We start from the raw sequence: 15,805 nt of genomic DNA, 5'->3' as shown, positions 1-15,805 counted from the left end.
TAAGCGCTTGTTGAGAATTTTTCACTATTTTCCTATTCTTCTATCACAATCTCCATTATTTTATCTTCGATAACATAAGTATCAGTTCCGGTCAGTATCCGCTTCCACTCAGCGGAATATTTTTTTATATTGCCCGTGTCACTTGTAATAACAGTCTTCCGTGGACTGATTTTCTTCAAAAAATCTTCCGTATAATAAACGTGTCCTTTATCATTTCTCCCATGATGTGACAGCTTCAGGACTTCCACGCCTTTTTCCAGACAATTATCTTCCACATATTGAAAATACAAACCAGAAAAATTCTCCTCAAAACAATCGCCGCAGAACAGGGCAAGCTGTCTTTTACCTTTTGTCAGTAACATAACTGAGCTGTCACCATTAATAAGGCTGCTGTCCTTTGTCAATGTCAGTGCGCTGTCCCTGTTCGGATATATTACAGTCAGCATGTAATCCCCAATTACAAATGACTGATACTTCTGAATGCTGTTGTTGTAATAAATCTTTGTGTGCTGATTTTCAAGATTCATTGCTATCCTGAGAAGGTCAAAATAATCCTCTCTCATCTCAGAATTGTCAATCATCATCCCACGCATAAGCTTCGCGCGGAATGGTAATAGCGCCGTCTCTGTATGCAGTCTCCCGGTCATCTCCGGGATATAGCCTATGTGATCCTGATGCATATGTGTTACGGCTAACAGGCTTATGCTGCTGATATTGTTATCTTCCAGAAAAAGCCTTAATTCATTGCGCCCATGCTTTCTTGTCCCACCATCTATCAGCACATACCTTCTGCCGTTGCCGGTATCAAGCGCCACAACAAAGCAGTCAGCCTGCCCAAACGGAATTGCATATATACAGCTCATATCAGTGCGTACTCCCTGCTCTTTAATACTGCCACCAGACGTTCCTCCGTGTCTATACTCTCTCCTGCCATAATTCCGGTTCTTCCTATGTCTTCCGGTCTGTGGCTGTCACTTCCTGCAGTAGGAATCATCCACGGATGCATAATAAGTATCTTCTGCGTCTTTTCATTACCGCTGTCATGGCGCGGTGATGTGTTAACCGCCTCCATTCCGTGAAGATAATCTATATCGGCAGGATATGAACTGTCCGCGCGGTTCGGATGAGCCTGGATTATAAGCAGCCTGTCCTTATACTTTTCATAGAACGACTGCAGATCCATGTATAACCATCTGTCAGCTTCATTGTACAAAAGCTTCTCTGATAATCCATATATCAGATAATCATTCGGATCCGTCAGGAATCTGAGTTCCATTCCAAGTCCGATATGAAAATCCTTTCCTGCGTCCTTAAGATTTTTTACTGCATCACGGATTGGCTTCAGATAAAAATCTATCTTTTTATTCCAGTCCATTCCCTCTGTTAATTCAAGAAATTCCCTATGAAAATGGTTAGTAATCCAGATACCGTCATAACCGCTTTCCATATAAGCATTAACAACTTCTTCAACGCTCATCCTGCCACAGGGACTTACCTCCCTGGTGTGAACGTGCATATCATATTTCCACATTTTTTCTTTTTTTAATTCTGACTCCATACATTTCCCCCTGTCTGACTTCTTCATCTGCGCAGGCAAATACCTGCAGATGATTATTATCCTGCATTTCCAATATTATTTTATTCTGAAATCCCTGAAATTCAACCTCTTTTACAATCCCTCTGAAATGTGACTCATCCCGGCCTACTATCTCAAGTCCGTCGGCCTTGACCGGATACAGGTTTTCGGCTTTGAAGGAATCATTCACCTCATAATCTGTAATCTTTTCACCCTCTCCGTATGTGAATTCATCGCCGTCCCAGCTGCCCCTTATCAGATTGCTCTGTCCGACAAACTGCGCAACGAACGGATTAACCGGATTGTAAAATATTTCCTTAGGTGTTCCTATCTGCTGAATCTCTCCCTGGCTCATAACAACTATCTTATCAGCCATTCCAAGCGCCTCAGACTGGTCATGCGTAACATACAACACGGTTCCGCCCACGCTCTTATGTAGATTGCTTATCTCACGGCGCATCTCTATCTTAAGCTGTGCATCCAGATTGGAAAGAGGCTCATCCATAAGCAGAAGGTCAGGTTCATTGGCAAGTGCACGTGCAATCGCTACTCTCTGTTTCTGTCCGCCGGATAATTCAGATGGATACCTGTCTCCCATAGTCTGCATATTTACAAGCTTTAACACGGCATCCGTTCTTTCTTCGCGGTTCTTCTGCGTCTTATATTTTGAGAAAATACTGTGCTGCATCGGGAATGTAACCTGCTGCTTTACCGTCATATGAGGCCATAAGGCATACGACTGGAACACCATTCCGATATTTCTCTTATTGGGACTTGTAATCTTTTTACTGTCAGCCACTACACTGTTATCTATCTTAATAACGCCGTCTGTCGGCTTCAGAAAACCTGCCAGCAGTCTTAACAGCGTTGTTTTGCCACAGCCTGACGGTCCGAGGATTGCGACAAACTCTCCATCGCTGATTGTAAGATTAATATTTTTCAATGCCTGATAGCCATCAAAATTCATATTCAGATTTTTAATTACCGTTGCCATATCTTTATCACCTTCTCCTTATAATTCTGACGGATTTATCAATAACTTTCAAAAGCAAAGCTGCCGCACATACACCAATCATGATAATTGATGAATAAGCCGATGCCATGTTGCTTAGTCCTGCCGATGTAAAGTTAAAGATTACAACGCCAATTGTCTCTGTGCCGCCCGACCACAACAGACTCGATGTTGTCAGCTCCATCATACTGTATATCATAACGAGTCCCATTCCGGCAGATATAGTTCCCATGCTGAGAGGAATGATTACCTTTTTCCATTTTACATAATTATTGGCTCCGGATATCTGTGCAGCTTCATCCATTGACGAATCAAGCTGTGCGAAAGCTGAATTAGCGTATCTCAGCGATACCGCAGTAAAACGTGTTACATATGACAGCAGCAGAATCCATATTGTCCCGTATATCGTAAATCCGTGGAATGAGCCTGCATACGTCAGTATAATTGCAAGTCCCAATATAATTCCCGGAATTGAATATGGAAATGTAACTACAGCCTGGATACCTGATGCTATTCTGTCTTTTTTATACTCCGACAGATATGATATTGTAATACCGATTACCGTACACAGAAGAACCGCCGCTAATGCCAGGAAAATACTGTTCTTTATTCCGTTCATGGACTTTACATTTCTTAATACCTTAAAAAAATTATCAAAGCACATTGTTTTTAAAGACAGCTTAACGCCCTGTCCTTTGGTTAATGCCGAAGACACTAATTTAATTAATGGAACAATGTTAAACAGACCGATAAAACAGCTCATTATGCCTGCAAGGACAAACTTCCATTTTCCAAGCATTATTCTTGGTTCCATATCCTCTTTTTCACAGTTCCCGGCCTTATTATTGCCGGACAGCCACTGCGTTGCCAGCATCATGATAACTGCAAGTACCGAAAGCACTATGCCCTTGACAGCGGCAATGTTATAGCTGTCTTTTGTTGATGATACGATTGTCTTATAAATATCCGTACTGAGCACATTTATATTAGCCGGTATTCCAATGAATGCAACTATTCCAAAGTTGTCCAGACACGACAGGAATACAAGCAGCATTGCATTCACAATAGTTATTTTTGTAATTGGCAGCACTACCTTAAAGAATGCCTTTACGCGTCCGCATCCCGATACTACCGCTGCCTGTTCCAGTTCTCTGGGAATCCTTCTGAAATGGCTCAGACACATCAGGTAGACTATCGGATACTGGCACACTGTAAACATGAGAATGATTCCTTTATATGAATACAGTTCAAAATGCGTCAGCTGATACAATAACCCATTTTTCATGCACATCTGCATCCACGCCAGTGTCACGATATAAGACGGAATAAACAGCGGTATCAGCAACAGCTTATGCAATATATTCTTAAATGCAATATCCGTATAAGCCATCACATATGCAAGCAATACACCCACTATGCCTGCCGACACCATAGAACATATATTAATCAGCAATGTATTGCTAATAACTTTGGCAAACCCCGCATCCGACAGCACATTTGCAAAATATGCAAATGTGAAGCCCTCATCTTTTGCAATGAAGGCTTCGCTGAACATATTAAGAAGCGGCCAGAGAAACAATAAAAATACCAACACTATTCCGACGGCATATTTTATATACCTGCGTATTTTATTTTTCATACTAATCTCCATTCCGCAGACACTCAATTACTTGTTGAACATCTCATCGAACTTCTTCTTATCATCTTCCTTAGTTGAGTAAAGCTTCTTTGGATCTGCTGATATAATCTTTCTGTCAGAGATGCTCTTCATTCCGCTTACAGGCTCAACATCTTTTCTCGGAGCTGTCTTATAGTAATTCTTTGCTGCAAATTCACGGACATCCTTTGACAGCATAAAGTTCACAAATATCCTGGCAGCTTCTTCATTCTTAGTTCCCTTCATAATCGCTATCGGGTCACAGATAGATGCACAGCCTTCATCAGCATATGCAAATGCAATAGGAGAACCGTTATCTATAGCCTTATAAGAATCTGTATCAAGTACCATTCCGTATGCCTTCTCTCCGTTAGATACAGCAGTGATAACACCTCCGTTACCATTAACGACCTGAATATCATTATCCTTCATTGCCTGATAGAATTTCCATCCGAGATTATTCATGGATGTATATACGCCAAGATTATATGCTGCCGTACCTGAATATAACGGACTAGGCATTACACACTTACCCTTAGTCTGTGGATCTGTAAATATACTCAGTGATGAAGGTGCCTGCTTAACCATATTAGTATTGTAGATTATACCTGTTGATGCTACGGCAGTTCCGTAATACATATGCTCCGGATCTACAAAGTCAGAATACATCTTATCAACTTCAGGATAATCATATTTCAAAAGCATATCATCTGCCTTAAACATCTCGAATGTAGGTGTATCGGCAAGCATCACGACGTCACACTGTACGCCGCCTGACTTCTTCTCTGTCTGAATCTTGCTTACAACCTCCTCTGTACCGCTTCTGTAATAATTCAGCTTGATGTTAGGATATTCTTTTGCAAACAGATCTATAATATCTGTCACATAGTCATCTCCCGAAGATGTGTATAACATAACACTTCCTTTAACATTTTTATTGACTGCCTGTGTCTGAGCAGCCCCTGACTGTCCGCCTGACTGTACATTGTTCTGTACATCTGCCTTTGCGCCACAGCCTGCAAGCATTACAGTTGCCATAAGTGCACTTACCATGCCTAAAAATCTCTTCTTCATTACTGATTCCTCTCTTTTCTCTCTTTTCCGATACTATATTTTTCTTCTCATATTCAGATCCATGACATCCGTGTTGAAGTAATCATAGGAATAAAATATCTTCTCTCCGTTTTTGTCAAAATGCAGCTGCTGCAGCAATACAGCCGGACTTTTCAGAAAATCACATGCCATCCGGTCCCATCTGTGTTCCGGATTGATTCCTCTTATTTTTGTATCTGAATACCTGATATCAATATCTGCATAACCCTTCAGGTTATCAAATATCTTTCCTCTGATACCCTCGTCAAAAATATCTCCGACGTACTTTTCCGGGAATATATTTACCGAAAATGCCACCGGCATGCGGTTTGCCACTCTTCCTCTGCTCATCACTACAATCAGTTCATCTTTGCCAAGTCCGAATTCATCGCGGATGCTCTGGTCAGGCAGACAATGTCTTATACTGTAATGTACGCTTTCAGGCTCACATCCCGCTGCTTTTATCATATCTCCAACAGAATTCAGCTGTTCCAGAGGATTATTAAGCGTTACTGATTTGGAAACAACAAATGTTCCAACACCATTTTTCTTCTGAAGCAGGCCTCTCTCTACACACAGATCAAGGGCTTCGCGTACTGTGGAGCGGCCGCCACCAAGCAGCGCAGTAAGCTCTTTTTCTCCCGGCAGTTTCATCCCAACCGGCCAGATGTCTTCATTAATTTTCTGTGTAATACAGTCAGCCATAGTTTCATACAAATACTTTTTCATTGTCGTACCCTTTCCTCATAGCTGTCTGACAGCTACCAGCTAAGAATAGATTATGACGCCGTTTCCCGCTATCAAATTCATCTGTTTCTTTTGTAAACTAAGAGTAAAAAAAATGAGCTTATGGAAAAATTTTCTCATTTTCCATAAGCCCTGTTATCCATTAATACAGACAATGTCTACACCGATAATCTCTTATACATGCATCAGCACATTCGTTGTAAACATGCCGTCTTTGACCGTATATTCATAAAGCCCGTAATTCCTGTTAATAATGTCTTTTACATTCGCAATGCCATAACCATGCAGGTCCGCGTCCTTCTTGGTTGTCATTAATCTGCCGCCGAAATTCCCCATGTCAGGACTGCATGTGTTAGAAATAAGAATATTAATATAATTGTCTTTGCGGTTAATCTTAACCGATATATGAGCATCCGCGGCCTGCTCTGCCGCCTCAAATGCATTATCAATAAGATTGGACAGGACTATAGCCATATCCATCTCATTAACTCCGTCAAGCACACAGTCCACCCTGACATCAAGCGGCATACCTGTCTCTTCAGCCCGTTCCACGCAGCGGTTCAATACCGCATCCACCAGCCTGCTTCCTGTCGCGACAGCCTTAACAGCAGCAAGTCTTACATCAAGTTCCTCATCAAGAAATTGCTCCAGCTCCTTAAGTTCCCCTGACTTAAGCATCAGCCGTATATTCAACAGCACACTCTTCATCTCATGGCGCGCCTTCATTGTCTTATCGTAAATGTTCTGTATATTCTCCACTTCCCTGCTTTCACTCTCATACGCAGAACTCTTCATCTGTTCTTTCAGAAGCGCAATTCCATTATTTATAATCTCAACAAATAACTGATATATAATAATATCAACTGCCGCCAGTGCAATCATCAGCACATACATCTCCCGGTTAATCCCTCCGCTGACGGCATTTACATATATGTATCTTGTAAGAAAATTATGTCCCGCAAGCGTTGCAGCTATGATAACATTAAGCTTCAGATATGTACTGTTTCTTACATACTGCCTGTCCTCAATCCGATTATGAAGCAGATATTCCGTAAATATCAGATATATAATCTGTGCAAGCGCAACAAGCACAACCCTGCTCACGCCAAAGCTCGCATATCCATTGTCATCGTACTTAATCCATCCGGCAAACAGTCCTGTAAGCATTATGCTCGAGACCGCCGACACAATAGATGTCATCTGCACAATAAGTAATTTTTCAAGTGCCCTTCCTCTAAGGAAAATTAATGTCATTGCAAATATAACAGCATCAATAACAAATTCCTGGGCAACGCTTATATATTCAATAAAATTAAACGCGGACACTGTTGTCGCAAGCACCGCTATCATCAGAATAATAACCGGAAGTCCGGCTTTTCTGGCTCTTACGCCAAAATAGCGCACCAGAAACTGTATTATAATAACTGCTTCGATAACATTGGCAAATATCTCAAATCCGTAATTCATTCTGCCGTCAGGCTCCTCATCCCTTATTAACTGTTAATATATTTTATAAACATGCTTCTTATCTCTGTTGCTTTGTATCTGCTTAACGGAATTACTTTTCTGTCCTCTGTCTTCAGATGCAGTTCCCGCTGTCCCAGCATATCTATATAACCGCAATTAACAAGAAATCCTTTATACGGTTGTACAAAATCATACTGATGCAGTCTCTGTTCAAGTTCACTCAGAGTTCCCTTAACATTATACACTCCGTCATTGCAGTACAGCTCAAGCGTGTGACCTCTGACTTCCGCATATATCAGGTCGGTGACCATTTTGCGGAAGCATCTGCCGTCTTTGGTAACAAACTCAAATTCCTTCTTCTTATCTTCCCAAGCCTTTACAAAACGCTGCATTGCCTCCTGCATATCATTTTCGATATGCGTCTTCCTGACAAAACCAAGCACATGATATCTGAACACATCAAAAACCGCTCTCTCACTGACCGACACAAAAAGTATGTCCGGTGTTCTGCCACGCATCCTGCGTATTTTTTCAGCAAGCTGGAATCCATCAATTCCCGGCATCTCTACATCAAGGCAGTACAATTCATAATCCATTGCACTCTCAAGAACCGCCTCTGCACTGTCATATGTATCAACAGTATAATCCATGTCAGTCCCATTCATGAATTCCTCAGTCATGCTCTTATATTTTATTAAAAATCCCTTATCATCATCTATTATCGCAATCTTTATCATAATGCTCTTCCCCAATAATCATCTTGCGTTCTTTTTACCATTGTACATTAACATAAATATAACTGCAAATATTACCCGCCAGCGGCAGTCGGTGATATGCCAGAAGCAGCCTTTTTCTGTACCACACGCCACACCAATAAGCATTAAAAATGCCGCGAGTAATTTGAGTGCTGTTGATGACATATTTTACCTCTTTCACTGTTAGTATGTCTGCATATACGTTCTGCCGGCACATTCATCTTGCTATTACAATTATGAATCAAGCATTCTTATATATATGCTCCACTTCTTTATGTAAGGTTTGAAAGTAAGATAATTTACTTCTATGCTTAAAACATGTTTTACATCATATTTAACGCCATCCACCTCTAATGTCTCATGATAATTCCCCTTTCGAAAACTAGCATTAGACAGATATGAATGCTTTTCAGGTTTTTTTGTCAAGCTCTGCACTTTTCTATAAAGTGCAAGCCGTTTGGAGTCTGTATTGGCATCATTAAACTCTTCTTCACTGATTGAACGCTTATATACCCTTGACAACTTATCATAGTCCACTAAACTTGGGAAATAATCGTCTTGCGTTATTGACAACGCCACTATTTGTTCCAGCTTGTTGTCAAAATACTGCTCTGCTGCCGTAAATCCTATTTTCCAATACATTAGCCAGTACACAAACATAAGAAACAATATTAATACAATTACACTGAATATTGCTATTTTCTTCTTTCTCTTTATCTTCTCTTCCATATTCCCTCTCAATCTTACAGCTACGCAGTTATGAATAAAGCATTCTTATCTCTATGCTCCATTTTTTTATGTACGGTCTAAAGGTAATGTGATTTACTTCTATGCTTAAAATATGATTAACATCATACTTCACACCATCAACTTCCAATGTCTCGTAATATTCTCCTATTCCAAAACTAGCGTTAGACATATACGAATGCTGTTTAGGATTTTTGGTTAACCGTTGAACTTTCCTGTAAAGTGCAAGACGTTTGGCATCTGTATTGGCATCATTAAACTCCTCTTCACTGATTGAGCGCTTATATACTCTTGCTAACTTATCATAATCCACTACACTTGGAAAATAATCATCATGTGTTACTGACAGCGTCACTATTTGACCCAGCTTCTTCTCAAAGTAGTTGTCCATCACATTAGCCTCGACAACACATACAAAATAAATATGATAGACTCCAAGCATAAATATAAGTATTAATACTGCTATTATTATGTGTTGAATGCTTCTTTTTTTACTCATGATATTCTCTCCATAATTATGAGTACTCTTTATTGAAGTGCCGGCAAGACATAAAGTTACTGTGATACTATGCACTTTCTATACGTTCTGCCGGCACATTCATCTTGCGGTTACAATTATGAATCAAGTTCTAATATATCTATGCTCCACTTTTTTATGTATGGTTTGAAGGTGAAATAATTTACTTCTATGCTTAAAACATGATTTGCCCTGTACCTAACACCATCAACCTCCAATACTTCATAATAATTTCCTTCTCTAAAACTAGCATTAGACAGATAAGAATGCTTTTCAGGTTTTTTTGTCAAGCTTTGCACTTTTCTGTAAAGTGCAAGCCGTTTGGCATCCGTATTGGCTTCATTCAGCTCTTCTTCACTGATTGAGCGCTTGTACACCCTTGACAGCTTATCATAGTCTACTAAACTTGGGAAATAATCATCTTGTATTATCGACAGCGTCACTATTTGTCCAGACTTATTTTCATAATACTGCTCTGCTGCCGTAAATCCTATTTTCCAATACATTAGCCAATACACAAACATAAGAAGCAAGACAATTATAATAATAAACACTTTTAATATTCGTTGTTTCTTCATAATATGCTTGTATCACCTCAATCCATTAACTCTATCGTTGATTTCTTTGTATTATACCTTATATAATCTCATTATACTCTCCTTTCCCGCCTGTTTTTCAGGCATCCCAACACACCACACCATATACTAACTTACATTTTTTTACAATACACTTTGCGCAAGTGGTCGTTTTTCTTCCCAAGTGGTAATTTTTTCCACATTTTTATTGACCTTGAGCGCACTCCAAGTGCTATTCTATATATAGTAAAATTTAAAATCAGGAGGCAAATGGATATGAGTAAGATTTTAGTTGCATATTTTTCTGCAAGCGGAGTAACCGCCAAAGCAGCCAAGGCTCTTGCAAGCGCATCCGGTGCTGATTTATTTGAGATTGTGCCTGAGACTCCTTATACAAAGGCAGACCTTAATTGGATGGATAAGCAGAGCCGAAGCTCTGTAGAGATGGCTGACCAGAGCTCACGCCCTGCAATCGCAAGCCATGTAGATAATATTGAGCAGTACGATACTGTATTTGTCGGTGCTTGAGTTATAATTGGGACAAGTTAGAAGAAACCCAGTAAAATCAAGGGGTTGGAACTAATTTAGTCCTTATTTTTATACCTTTAAATCGGTACAGGATAGGGCAGCGCTGACATATCAATCCGAAATATGACCATTACATAGAGCAGTTCAGATTCATGGGCTGAGTGTGCTTTATGTACCCAAGAGAGGTGAAAATTAAATAGTAATAATTTTAGGTAGGACTAAATTAGCTTTGCACTGAAAAGTGTATCTGGCTGTTTGTCCTGCCTTTTTTATTGGAAATGAGCAGGAGATGGCAGAAAAGAAGCTGATTTGGTCTGAATGTAAGTCATCTCGCAAAAAGAGAGGTGGCTGTATATGGAAGTATTGTCTTATGAAAGCAAGAGCAGAGTGTGATCGAATATAAATCGTTGGCAGATCTTTCAGAGACAAGGAAAATAGGATAGAAACACAAACCGAAAGGTACGGGTAGCTGTATGAACAAAATTAGTAAGATTTGGAGGAACAGAAAAATGAATAACAAGTTAGAGGTAATAGGAATTGATCACGGCTGGTCAATGATGAAAACCGTAACTCAGGTATTTGTCACAGGGGTAAAGGAGATTACAACTACTCCGGCACTTTTTGGAGATGTTCTTGAGTACGACGGTAAGTATTACAAGATTGGAACAGTAAGGCAGGAAGTGAAAGATACAAAGGTTGAAGATGACAGCTTTTATCTTTTGACACTGGCAGCAGTCGCAAAGGAATTGAAGAAAAGAGGATTGTCAGATGCAAAGGTATTTCTTGCAGTAGGACTTCCACTTACCCGATTTGGAGCAGAGAGAAATAACTTTATTAAATACCTGACCAAGAATAAGCGTGTTGATTTCAGATATGAAAATGAAGCATACCATATTGAGATTGACGATGTGGCGGTATTCCCACAGTGCTATGCGGCTGTGGTTGACAAGATACCGACTATGGCAAAGAAAACGCTGGTTGTTGATATCGGTAGCTGGACAATAGATATTATGCCCGTGATTAACAAGTCACCGGACGAATCAAAGTGTGTTACTGTGCCAAGAGGACTTATTACCTGTATGCGTTCTATCAATGAGCAGTGTGTAAGACAGCTCAATGGGGAAGTTGATGAAACAGAAATCCAGAATATTATGCGATATGGCAGGTCTGATATAGATGATGAATACCTTGCGATTATCAAGGCTGAGATAGAGGATTTTGTTGAAAAGGTATATAACTCAATCCGTGAGTTTGGTTATAACCTTAAAACTACACCGATTGTATTTGTAGGTGGCGGGGCAGTGGTAATGAAGAATTTCAGCAATCACGAAGCAAAGAATATCTCTTATATCCTTGATGTAAAGGCAAATGCCAGAGGATATGAACAGCTTGCCATTATGGGATTGAAAACTGCTAAGAGACTTGCATAGGGGGTAGTCATATGGCACGAAGGCATATTATGGAGAGCACATTCCGACTGAATCTGCTCAATCCTCAACACGCTAAAATCAATGAGGTCATAAAGGGGCTTAATCCAAAGATATATAAGTCAAAGAATCAGTTCCTGATTGAAGCCTGTGAGTTTTATATTGACCACTATGGAGAGGATGATATTCCCTCCAAAGAGGAAAAGAGATATGAACAGTTTGTAACGAGGGACGAGATAGAAAAGATAAAAAAGGAAATTGAGTATTCTGCAATGAGTGAGGCAAGAAAAGAGGTCATTTCTTTACTTGGGGGAGCTTTGGCGGGAGTGAAGAACAGCCAGCCGGTAGTGATTGCAAACCCACAGGAAGATATGGAAGAACAGCCGGAAGAAGATGTTATGAATGATTCAGATGTTGCAGGATTGGCAATGGGATGGATGTTGAAAGGAGATTGATTATTATGAGAAGAATTGCAGGAGCCGTAGGAACCGCTGTTTTACAGGTACTCAAGTGGATGCTGAAAATTGTTCTTGGAGCATTCAAGCTGTTCTTGGGACTTGTCAGGTTAGTTCTTCTTCTATTCTGTCTGGTAGCAAGAGTATTTCTTTCATTCGTAAGAATGGGAACATTTTGAGGGGAGGTGAGACTATGGAGGTAAAAGGCTTCTTTCCTGCTTACAGGAAAAACAGAAGACTTGTGAAGTATTTCTTTAAATTTAAGAAATTGTTATAATCAAGGAGGTTAAAATGCACAGAATACGGGATTGTCCGGAATGAGCTGACGGGTATATCAAAGAGAAAATAAAAACAATCAACCTTGCGGGGGAATGTAAGCCAATGACTTATGTTCCCCCGCTTTTTTTGTTTGGAGGATAAGCAGATATGATGAATTATGAGATTTTTAAGGAAGTAGTAAAAGAGAAGTTTATGGACTATATGCCGGATAACTTCAAAGGTATGGAGCTTGTAGTTATGCCTGTGGAAAAGGTAAATATGACCTATGACGGTATCAGTATCAGAGGCAAAGATACTAATATTTCTCCTACTATTTATATCAACGATATGTATGAGAAATATCAGAACTGTGGTGATCTGGAGGAAACACTGATGGCGGCATGTGACCTTATGGCAATGGAGTTTGCAAAGACACCACAAGTTGTTGATGTTGACAGCTTATACAAAGATGCCAATGAAAAGGTAGTATTCCAGCTTATCAATACGGAACAGAACAGGTCATTTCTGGAGCAGGTGCCACACAGAGAATTTCAGGATCTTTCCATTATCTATAAACTTGTGATAAATGCGGATGCTGAAAGTATTCAGAGTATAAAGGTTACGAACAGCCTTGCGGAAAGACTTGGAATGAATGAGGAGCAGCTTTTTAAATATGCGGCTGAAAACACAAGAAGAATCTTACCGCCAAGAATAAGAAATATGAATGATGTTATGAAAGAGATGTTTTTAAGTGACGGGATGCCGGAGGAGATAGCAGAGATGATGATCAGGGAAGTTCCACCGGAGCAGACTCTGTGGATAATCTCCAATAACAGGGGAATTGACGGTGCAGTATCAATGCTTTATGAGAATGAGCTTCACGAACTGGCAGAAAACCTTGAAAGTGATCTGTATATCCTGCCTTCAAGTGTGCACGAAGTTCTTGCGGTGTCTACTGAGCTGACCGAACCGGAGGAGCTTGCACAGATGGTGGCAGAGGTGAATACGCAGGAGGTGGCATTGGAAGAAAGACTTTCCAATCAGGTATATCACTATGATAAAGATTTAAGGAAACTCACGCTTGCAACGGATACACCGAACAAGAGACTGGACGGTATCGTGGCAGAGCCGCAGCTTGTATATGACGCAAAGGAAAAAGCGAGATAGGAGGCAGTTATGGAGCAGGAACTTACCGTAGAAGAACTGATTGCTCTTATAAACAGCCAGAAAGGTGACTTTATTATCCGTATTGAGTTTGGAGAGGAGGCGGATTCCTGTGACAGAGAAGAACGACTTCAAACTTGATGTTGTATCCATAAGGCTTGTAAAGGAGGCTCCGATTTATTCGGAGCAGTCCTTTAACAAGCCGGAAGAAGTAGCTGCTGTAATGGGGGATTGTATGTGCCAGTTCGACAGGGAAGTGGTGTGTGTTGTAAATCTCAGCTCCGACTTAAAGCCTATCAATGTGCATTTTGCAAGTGTCGGTTCGCTGAATGAAGCGATGGCACACCCAAGAGAATTATTCAAGGCAAGTATTTTAAGTAATGCTGCCAGTATGATGTTAATCCACTGCCACCCGTCAGGAAATATATTTCCCAGTAAGGCAGACACGATGATGACAGACCGTATGAATAAGCTGTGTGAGCTTATTGGAATTCCTCTTTTGGATCATATCATCGTGGGAGGAGATAATCGTGCCTTCTTTAGTTTCAAGGAAAAGGGAATGATTGATAATCCAAGAATTACACTCAGTACGGATTACAGGAACCTTGATATTAAGTCACCGCTTGTGGCAGAGCAGGGAAAGGCAAGGTGAGAGTATGGAAGGAAGATTTACAGAGGAGGAACTTGCCATAGCAAAGAGCGTAGACCTCTGTGCTGTTGCAGAAAGCCTCGGTTATACTGTAAAGAAGATTGGAAAATATCACACCTTAAAGGAAATGGACTCAATCCGTATCTATGACAGAAGCCACTGGTACAGATGGTCAAGGCAGTTTGATAAGGGAAACAATGGCGGCTCACAGATAGACTTCCTGCGTGTATTTGGCGGAATGAGTGTAAAAGAAGCTGTATTCTGGCTCTTGGATTTTGCTGGATACCGAAGAATTGAAAGCACTGCAAAGCAGCCGCTTGTTCATCAGGTCACAAAGAAACAGCAAGAGGAAAGAAGGCCTTTTGTGCTTCCGCAGCCAGCAGGGGATAATTCCTACCTGATATCCTATCTTAACAATGAGCGTGGAATCAGTAAGGCAGTGATAGAACTGTTTTTAAAGGAAAATCTCATATATGAGAGCAGGCATTATCACAACATTGTCTTTAAAGGAAATGACAAGAATGGAGTAACCAGATTTGCAAGTATGCGTGGTGTATTTGATAAACAGGGAAAACCATTCAAGTGTGATGTGGAGGGGAATGATAAGAACTATGGATTTAATGTGGTGAATGTAAACAGTACAGAGCTTGTTGTATTCGAGGCAGCAATCGACCTTATGAGCTATGTGGATATATTTGCCGACCATGAATCAAATAAGCTGGCTCTTGGAATGCTTGCAGATGCCCCGCTTGAAACTTTTCTTAGGGAACACCCACAGATTTCTTTTATCCGTTTCTGCCTTGATGGGGATTCACCGGGCAGAAAAGCAGCCGCAGAACTTATGGAAAAATACTATGGACTGGGCTATGAGATTAAGGACTGTCCGCCACCAGCAGGCTATAAGGATTACAATGAATGGCTTGTTGCAACAAAACTTAATCTTGCAGATGAGAAAAAGGAGCAGATGACCATAGCCGGACAGTGCCATTAAAAAGTGGTGGTAAAAAGCAGTGGTTTTTACGGAAAATGGTGGAACAATGCGGTGGTTTTTTCAAAAAGTGATAGAACAAAGTACCACCACTTTCCGATGCTGTTTTTTCCTATGAATATAAATTATAAAAAGTGGTGGCATAAAGCGGTGGTTTTTACCGGAAATGGTGGTAAAAAGCGGTGGTTTTA

General features: G+C 40.5%; 19 protein-coding genes and 1 pseudogene. 8 read left to right on the top strand and 12 right to left on the bottom strand.

Annotated features, from left to right (window positions below):
• Positions 1-32: 32 nt before the first annotated feature.
• The 12 genes from NQ488_01570 to NQ488_01515 form a co-directional block, all read right to left on the bottom strand.
• Positions 33-863 carry an MBL fold metallo-hydrolase gene (locus tag NQ488_01570; protein ID UWN96027.1) on the bottom strand — a complete coding sequence of 277 codons (831 nt, stop codon included), beginning with the start codon at positions 861-863 and terminating at the stop codon, positions 33-35.
• On the bottom strand, positions 860-1,558 hold the full coding sequence (locus NQ488_01565) for a PHP domain-containing protein (protein UWN96026.1): 699 nt from the start codon (positions 1,556-1,558) through the stop codon (positions 860-862). The genes NQ488_01570 and NQ488_01565 overlap by 4 nt, the downstream gene beginning before the upstream one ends.
• Positions 1,518-2,570 carry an ABC transporter ATP-binding protein gene (locus NQ488_01560; GenBank protein UWN96025.1) on the bottom strand — a complete coding sequence of 351 codons (1,053 nt, stop codon included), beginning with the start codon at positions 2,568-2,570 and terminating at the stop codon, positions 1,518-1,520. The genes NQ488_01565 and NQ488_01560 overlap by 41 nt, the downstream gene beginning before the upstream one ends.
• Positions 2,571-2,577: 7 nt before the next feature.
• Positions 2,578-4,227, bottom strand: a complete 1,650-nt coding sequence (locus NQ488_01555) for an iron ABC transporter permease (protein UWN96024.1) — start codon at positions 4,225-4,227, stop codon at positions 2,578-2,580.
• A 27-nt stretch (positions 4,228-4,254) separates the two neighbouring features.
• Positions 4,255-5,319 carry an ABC transporter substrate-binding protein gene (locus NQ488_01550; protein UWN96023.1) on the bottom strand — a complete coding sequence of 355 codons (1,065 nt, stop codon included), beginning with the start codon at positions 5,317-5,319 and terminating at the stop codon, positions 4,255-4,257.
• A gap of 33 nt (positions 5,320-5,352) precedes the next feature.
• Positions 5,353-6,066, bottom strand: coding sequence for a GntR family transcriptional regulator (locus tag NQ488_01545; GenBank protein UWN96022.1), 714 nt, complete (start codon positions 6,064-6,066; stop codon positions 5,353-5,355).
• A gap of 192 nt (positions 6,067-6,258) precedes the next feature.
• A complete protein-coding gene (locus NQ488_01540) occupies positions 6,259-7,551 on the bottom strand; it encodes a GHKL domain-containing protein (GenBank protein ID UWN96021.1) in 1,293 nt (430 codons plus the stop codon).
• Between the two features lie 26 nt (positions 7,552-7,577).
• Positions 7,578-8,288, bottom strand: a complete 711-nt coding sequence (locus NQ488_01535) for a LytTR family DNA-binding domain-containing protein (protein ID UWN96020.1) — start codon at positions 8,286-8,288, stop codon at positions 7,578-7,580.
• 18 nt (positions 8,289-8,306) lie between these two features.
• Positions 8,307-8,471 (bottom strand): hypothetical protein, encoded by a 165-nt coding sequence (locus NQ488_01530; protein ID UWN96019.1) that lies wholly within the window; start codon positions 8,469-8,471, stop codon positions 8,307-8,309.
• A 69-nt stretch (positions 8,472-8,540) separates the two neighbouring features.
• A complete protein-coding gene (locus NQ488_01525) occupies positions 8,541-9,035 on the bottom strand; it encodes a hypothetical protein (protein ID UWN96018.1) in 495 nt (164 codons plus the stop codon).
• Positions 9,036-9,063: 28 nt separating this feature from the next.
• Positions 9,064-9,552 (bottom strand): hypothetical protein, encoded by a 489-nt coding sequence (locus NQ488_01520; GenBank protein UWN96017.1) that lies wholly within the window; start codon positions 9,550-9,552, stop codon positions 9,064-9,066.
• Between the two features lie 116 nt (positions 9,553-9,668).
• Positions 9,669-10,148, bottom strand: a complete 480-nt coding sequence (locus NQ488_01515; GenBank protein ID UWN96016.1) for a hypothetical protein — start codon at positions 10,146-10,148, stop codon at positions 9,669-9,671.
• Positions 10,149-10,421: 273 nt separating this feature from the next.
• Here NQ488_01515 and NQ488_01510 point away from each other — a divergent pair.
• The 8 genes and pseudogenes from NQ488_01510 (at position 10,422) to NQ488_01475 (ending at position 15,617) form a co-directional block, all read left to right on the top strand.
• Positions 10,422-10,667: pseudogene (locus NQ488_01510) on the top strand (flavodoxin).
• A gap of 515 nt (positions 10,668-11,182) precedes the next feature.
• On the top strand, positions 11,183-12,103 hold the full coding sequence (locus NQ488_01505) for a ParM/StbA family protein (GenBank protein UWN96015.1): 921 nt from the start codon (positions 11,183-11,185) through the stop codon (positions 12,101-12,103).
• Between the two features lie 11 nt (positions 12,104-12,114).
• A complete protein-coding gene (locus tag NQ488_01500; protein ID UWN96014.1) occupies positions 12,115-12,555 on the top strand; it encodes an ATP-binding protein in 441 nt (146 codons plus the stop codon).
• Positions 12,556-12,560: 5 nt separating this feature from the next.
• Positions 12,561-12,734 (top strand): hypothetical protein, encoded by a 174-nt coding sequence (locus NQ488_01495; protein UWN96013.1) that lies wholly within the window; start codon positions 12,561-12,563, stop codon positions 12,732-12,734.
• 247 nt (positions 12,735-12,981) lie between these two features.
• The gene (locus NQ488_01490; GenBank protein UWN96012.1) at positions 12,982-13,980 is read left to right on the top strand and encodes a DUF5688 family protein; all 999 of its coding nucleotides are present in this window, start codon (positions 12,982-12,984) and stop codon (positions 13,978-13,980) included.
• A 9-nt stretch (positions 13,981-13,989) separates the two neighbouring features.
• Complete coding sequence (locus NQ488_01485) at positions 13,990-14,118, top strand: hypothetical protein (protein UWN96011.1); 129 nt, start codon at positions 13,990-13,992, stop codon at positions 14,116-14,118.
• Positions 14,090-14,629 carry a JAB domain-containing protein gene (locus NQ488_01480; GenBank protein UWN96010.1) on the top strand — a complete coding sequence of 180 codons (540 nt, stop codon included), beginning with the start codon at positions 14,090-14,092 and terminating at the stop codon, positions 14,627-14,629. Before NQ488_01485 ends, NQ488_01480 begins: the two co-directional genes overlap by 29 nt.
• Before the next feature lie 4 nt (positions 14,630-14,633).
• Positions 14,634-15,617, top strand: a complete 984-nt coding sequence (locus NQ488_01475) for a DUF3991 and toprim domain-containing protein (GenBank protein UWN96009.1) — start codon at positions 14,634-14,636, stop codon at positions 15,615-15,617.
• Positions 15,618-15,805: the final 188 nt, after the last annotated feature.

The sequence above is a fragment of the [Bacteroides] pectinophilus genome (assembly GCA_025146925.1).
GTDB lineage: Bacteria > Bacillota > Clostridia > Lachnospirales > Lachnospiraceae > Bacteroides_F > Bacteroides_F pectinophilus.
This window is presented reverse-complemented; position numbering and strand designations above follow the sequence as displayed.

Coding starts and splice junctions, on each gene's coding strand:
- NQ488_01570 (UWN96027.1), bottom strand. CDS start 863: ATGAGCTGTATATATGCAATTCCGTTTGGGCAGGCTGACTGCTTTGTT.
- NQ488_01565 (UWN96026.1), bottom strand. CDS start 1,558: ATGGAGTCAGAATTAAAAAAAGAAAAAATGTGGAAATATGATATGCAC.
- NQ488_01560 (UWN96025.1), bottom strand. CDS start 2,570: ATGGCAACGGTAATTAAAAATCTGAATATGAATTTTGATGGCTATCAG.
- NQ488_01555 (UWN96024.1), bottom strand. CDS start 4,227: ATGAAAAATAAAATACGCAGGTATATAAAATATGCCGTCGGAATAGTG.
- NQ488_01550 (UWN96023.1), bottom strand. CDS start 5,319: ATGAAGAAGAGATTTTTAGGCATGGTAAGTGCACTTATGGCAACTGTA.
- NQ488_01545 (UWN96022.1), bottom strand. CDS start 6,066: ATGAAAAAGTATTTGTATGAAACTATGGCTGACTGTATTACACAGAAA.
- NQ488_01540 (UWN96021.1), bottom strand. CDS start 7,551: ATGAATTACGGATTTGAGATATTTGCCAATGTTATCGAAGCAGTTATT.
- NQ488_01535 (UWN96020.1), bottom strand. CDS start 8,288: ATGATAAAGATTGCGATAATAGATGATGATAAGGGATTTTTAATAAAA.
- NQ488_01530 (UWN96019.1), bottom strand. CDS start 8,471: ATGTCATCAACAGCACTCAAATTACTCGCGGCATTTTTAATGCTTATT.
- NQ488_01525 (UWN96018.1), bottom strand. CDS start 9,035: ATGGAAGAGAAGATAAAGAGAAAGAAGAAAATAGCAATATTCAGTGTA.
- NQ488_01520 (UWN96017.1), bottom strand. CDS start 9,552: ATGAGTAAAAAAAGAAGCATTCAACACATAATAATAGCAGTATTAATA.
- NQ488_01515 (UWN96016.1), bottom strand. CDS start 10,148: ATGAAGAAACAACGAATATTAAAAGTGTTTATTATTATAATTGTCTTG.
- NQ488_01505 (UWN96015.1), top strand. CDS start 11,183: ATGAATAACAAGTTAGAGGTAATAGGAATTGATCACGGCTGGTCAATG.
- NQ488_01500 (UWN96014.1), top strand. CDS start 12,115: ATGGCACGAAGGCATATTATGGAGAGCACATTCCGACTGAATCTGCTC.
- NQ488_01495 (UWN96013.1), top strand. CDS start 12,561: ATGAGAAGAATTGCAGGAGCCGTAGGAACCGCTGTTTTACAGGTACTC.
- NQ488_01490 (UWN96012.1), top strand. CDS start 12,982: ATGATGAATTATGAGATTTTTAAGGAAGTAGTAAAAGAGAAGTTTATG.
- NQ488_01485 (UWN96011.1), top strand. CDS start 13,990: ATGGAGCAGGAACTTACCGTAGAAGAACTGATTGCTCTTATAAACAGC.
- NQ488_01475 (UWN96009.1), top strand. CDS start 14,634: ATGGAAGGAAGATTTACAGAGGAGGAACTTGCCATAGCAAAGAGCGTA.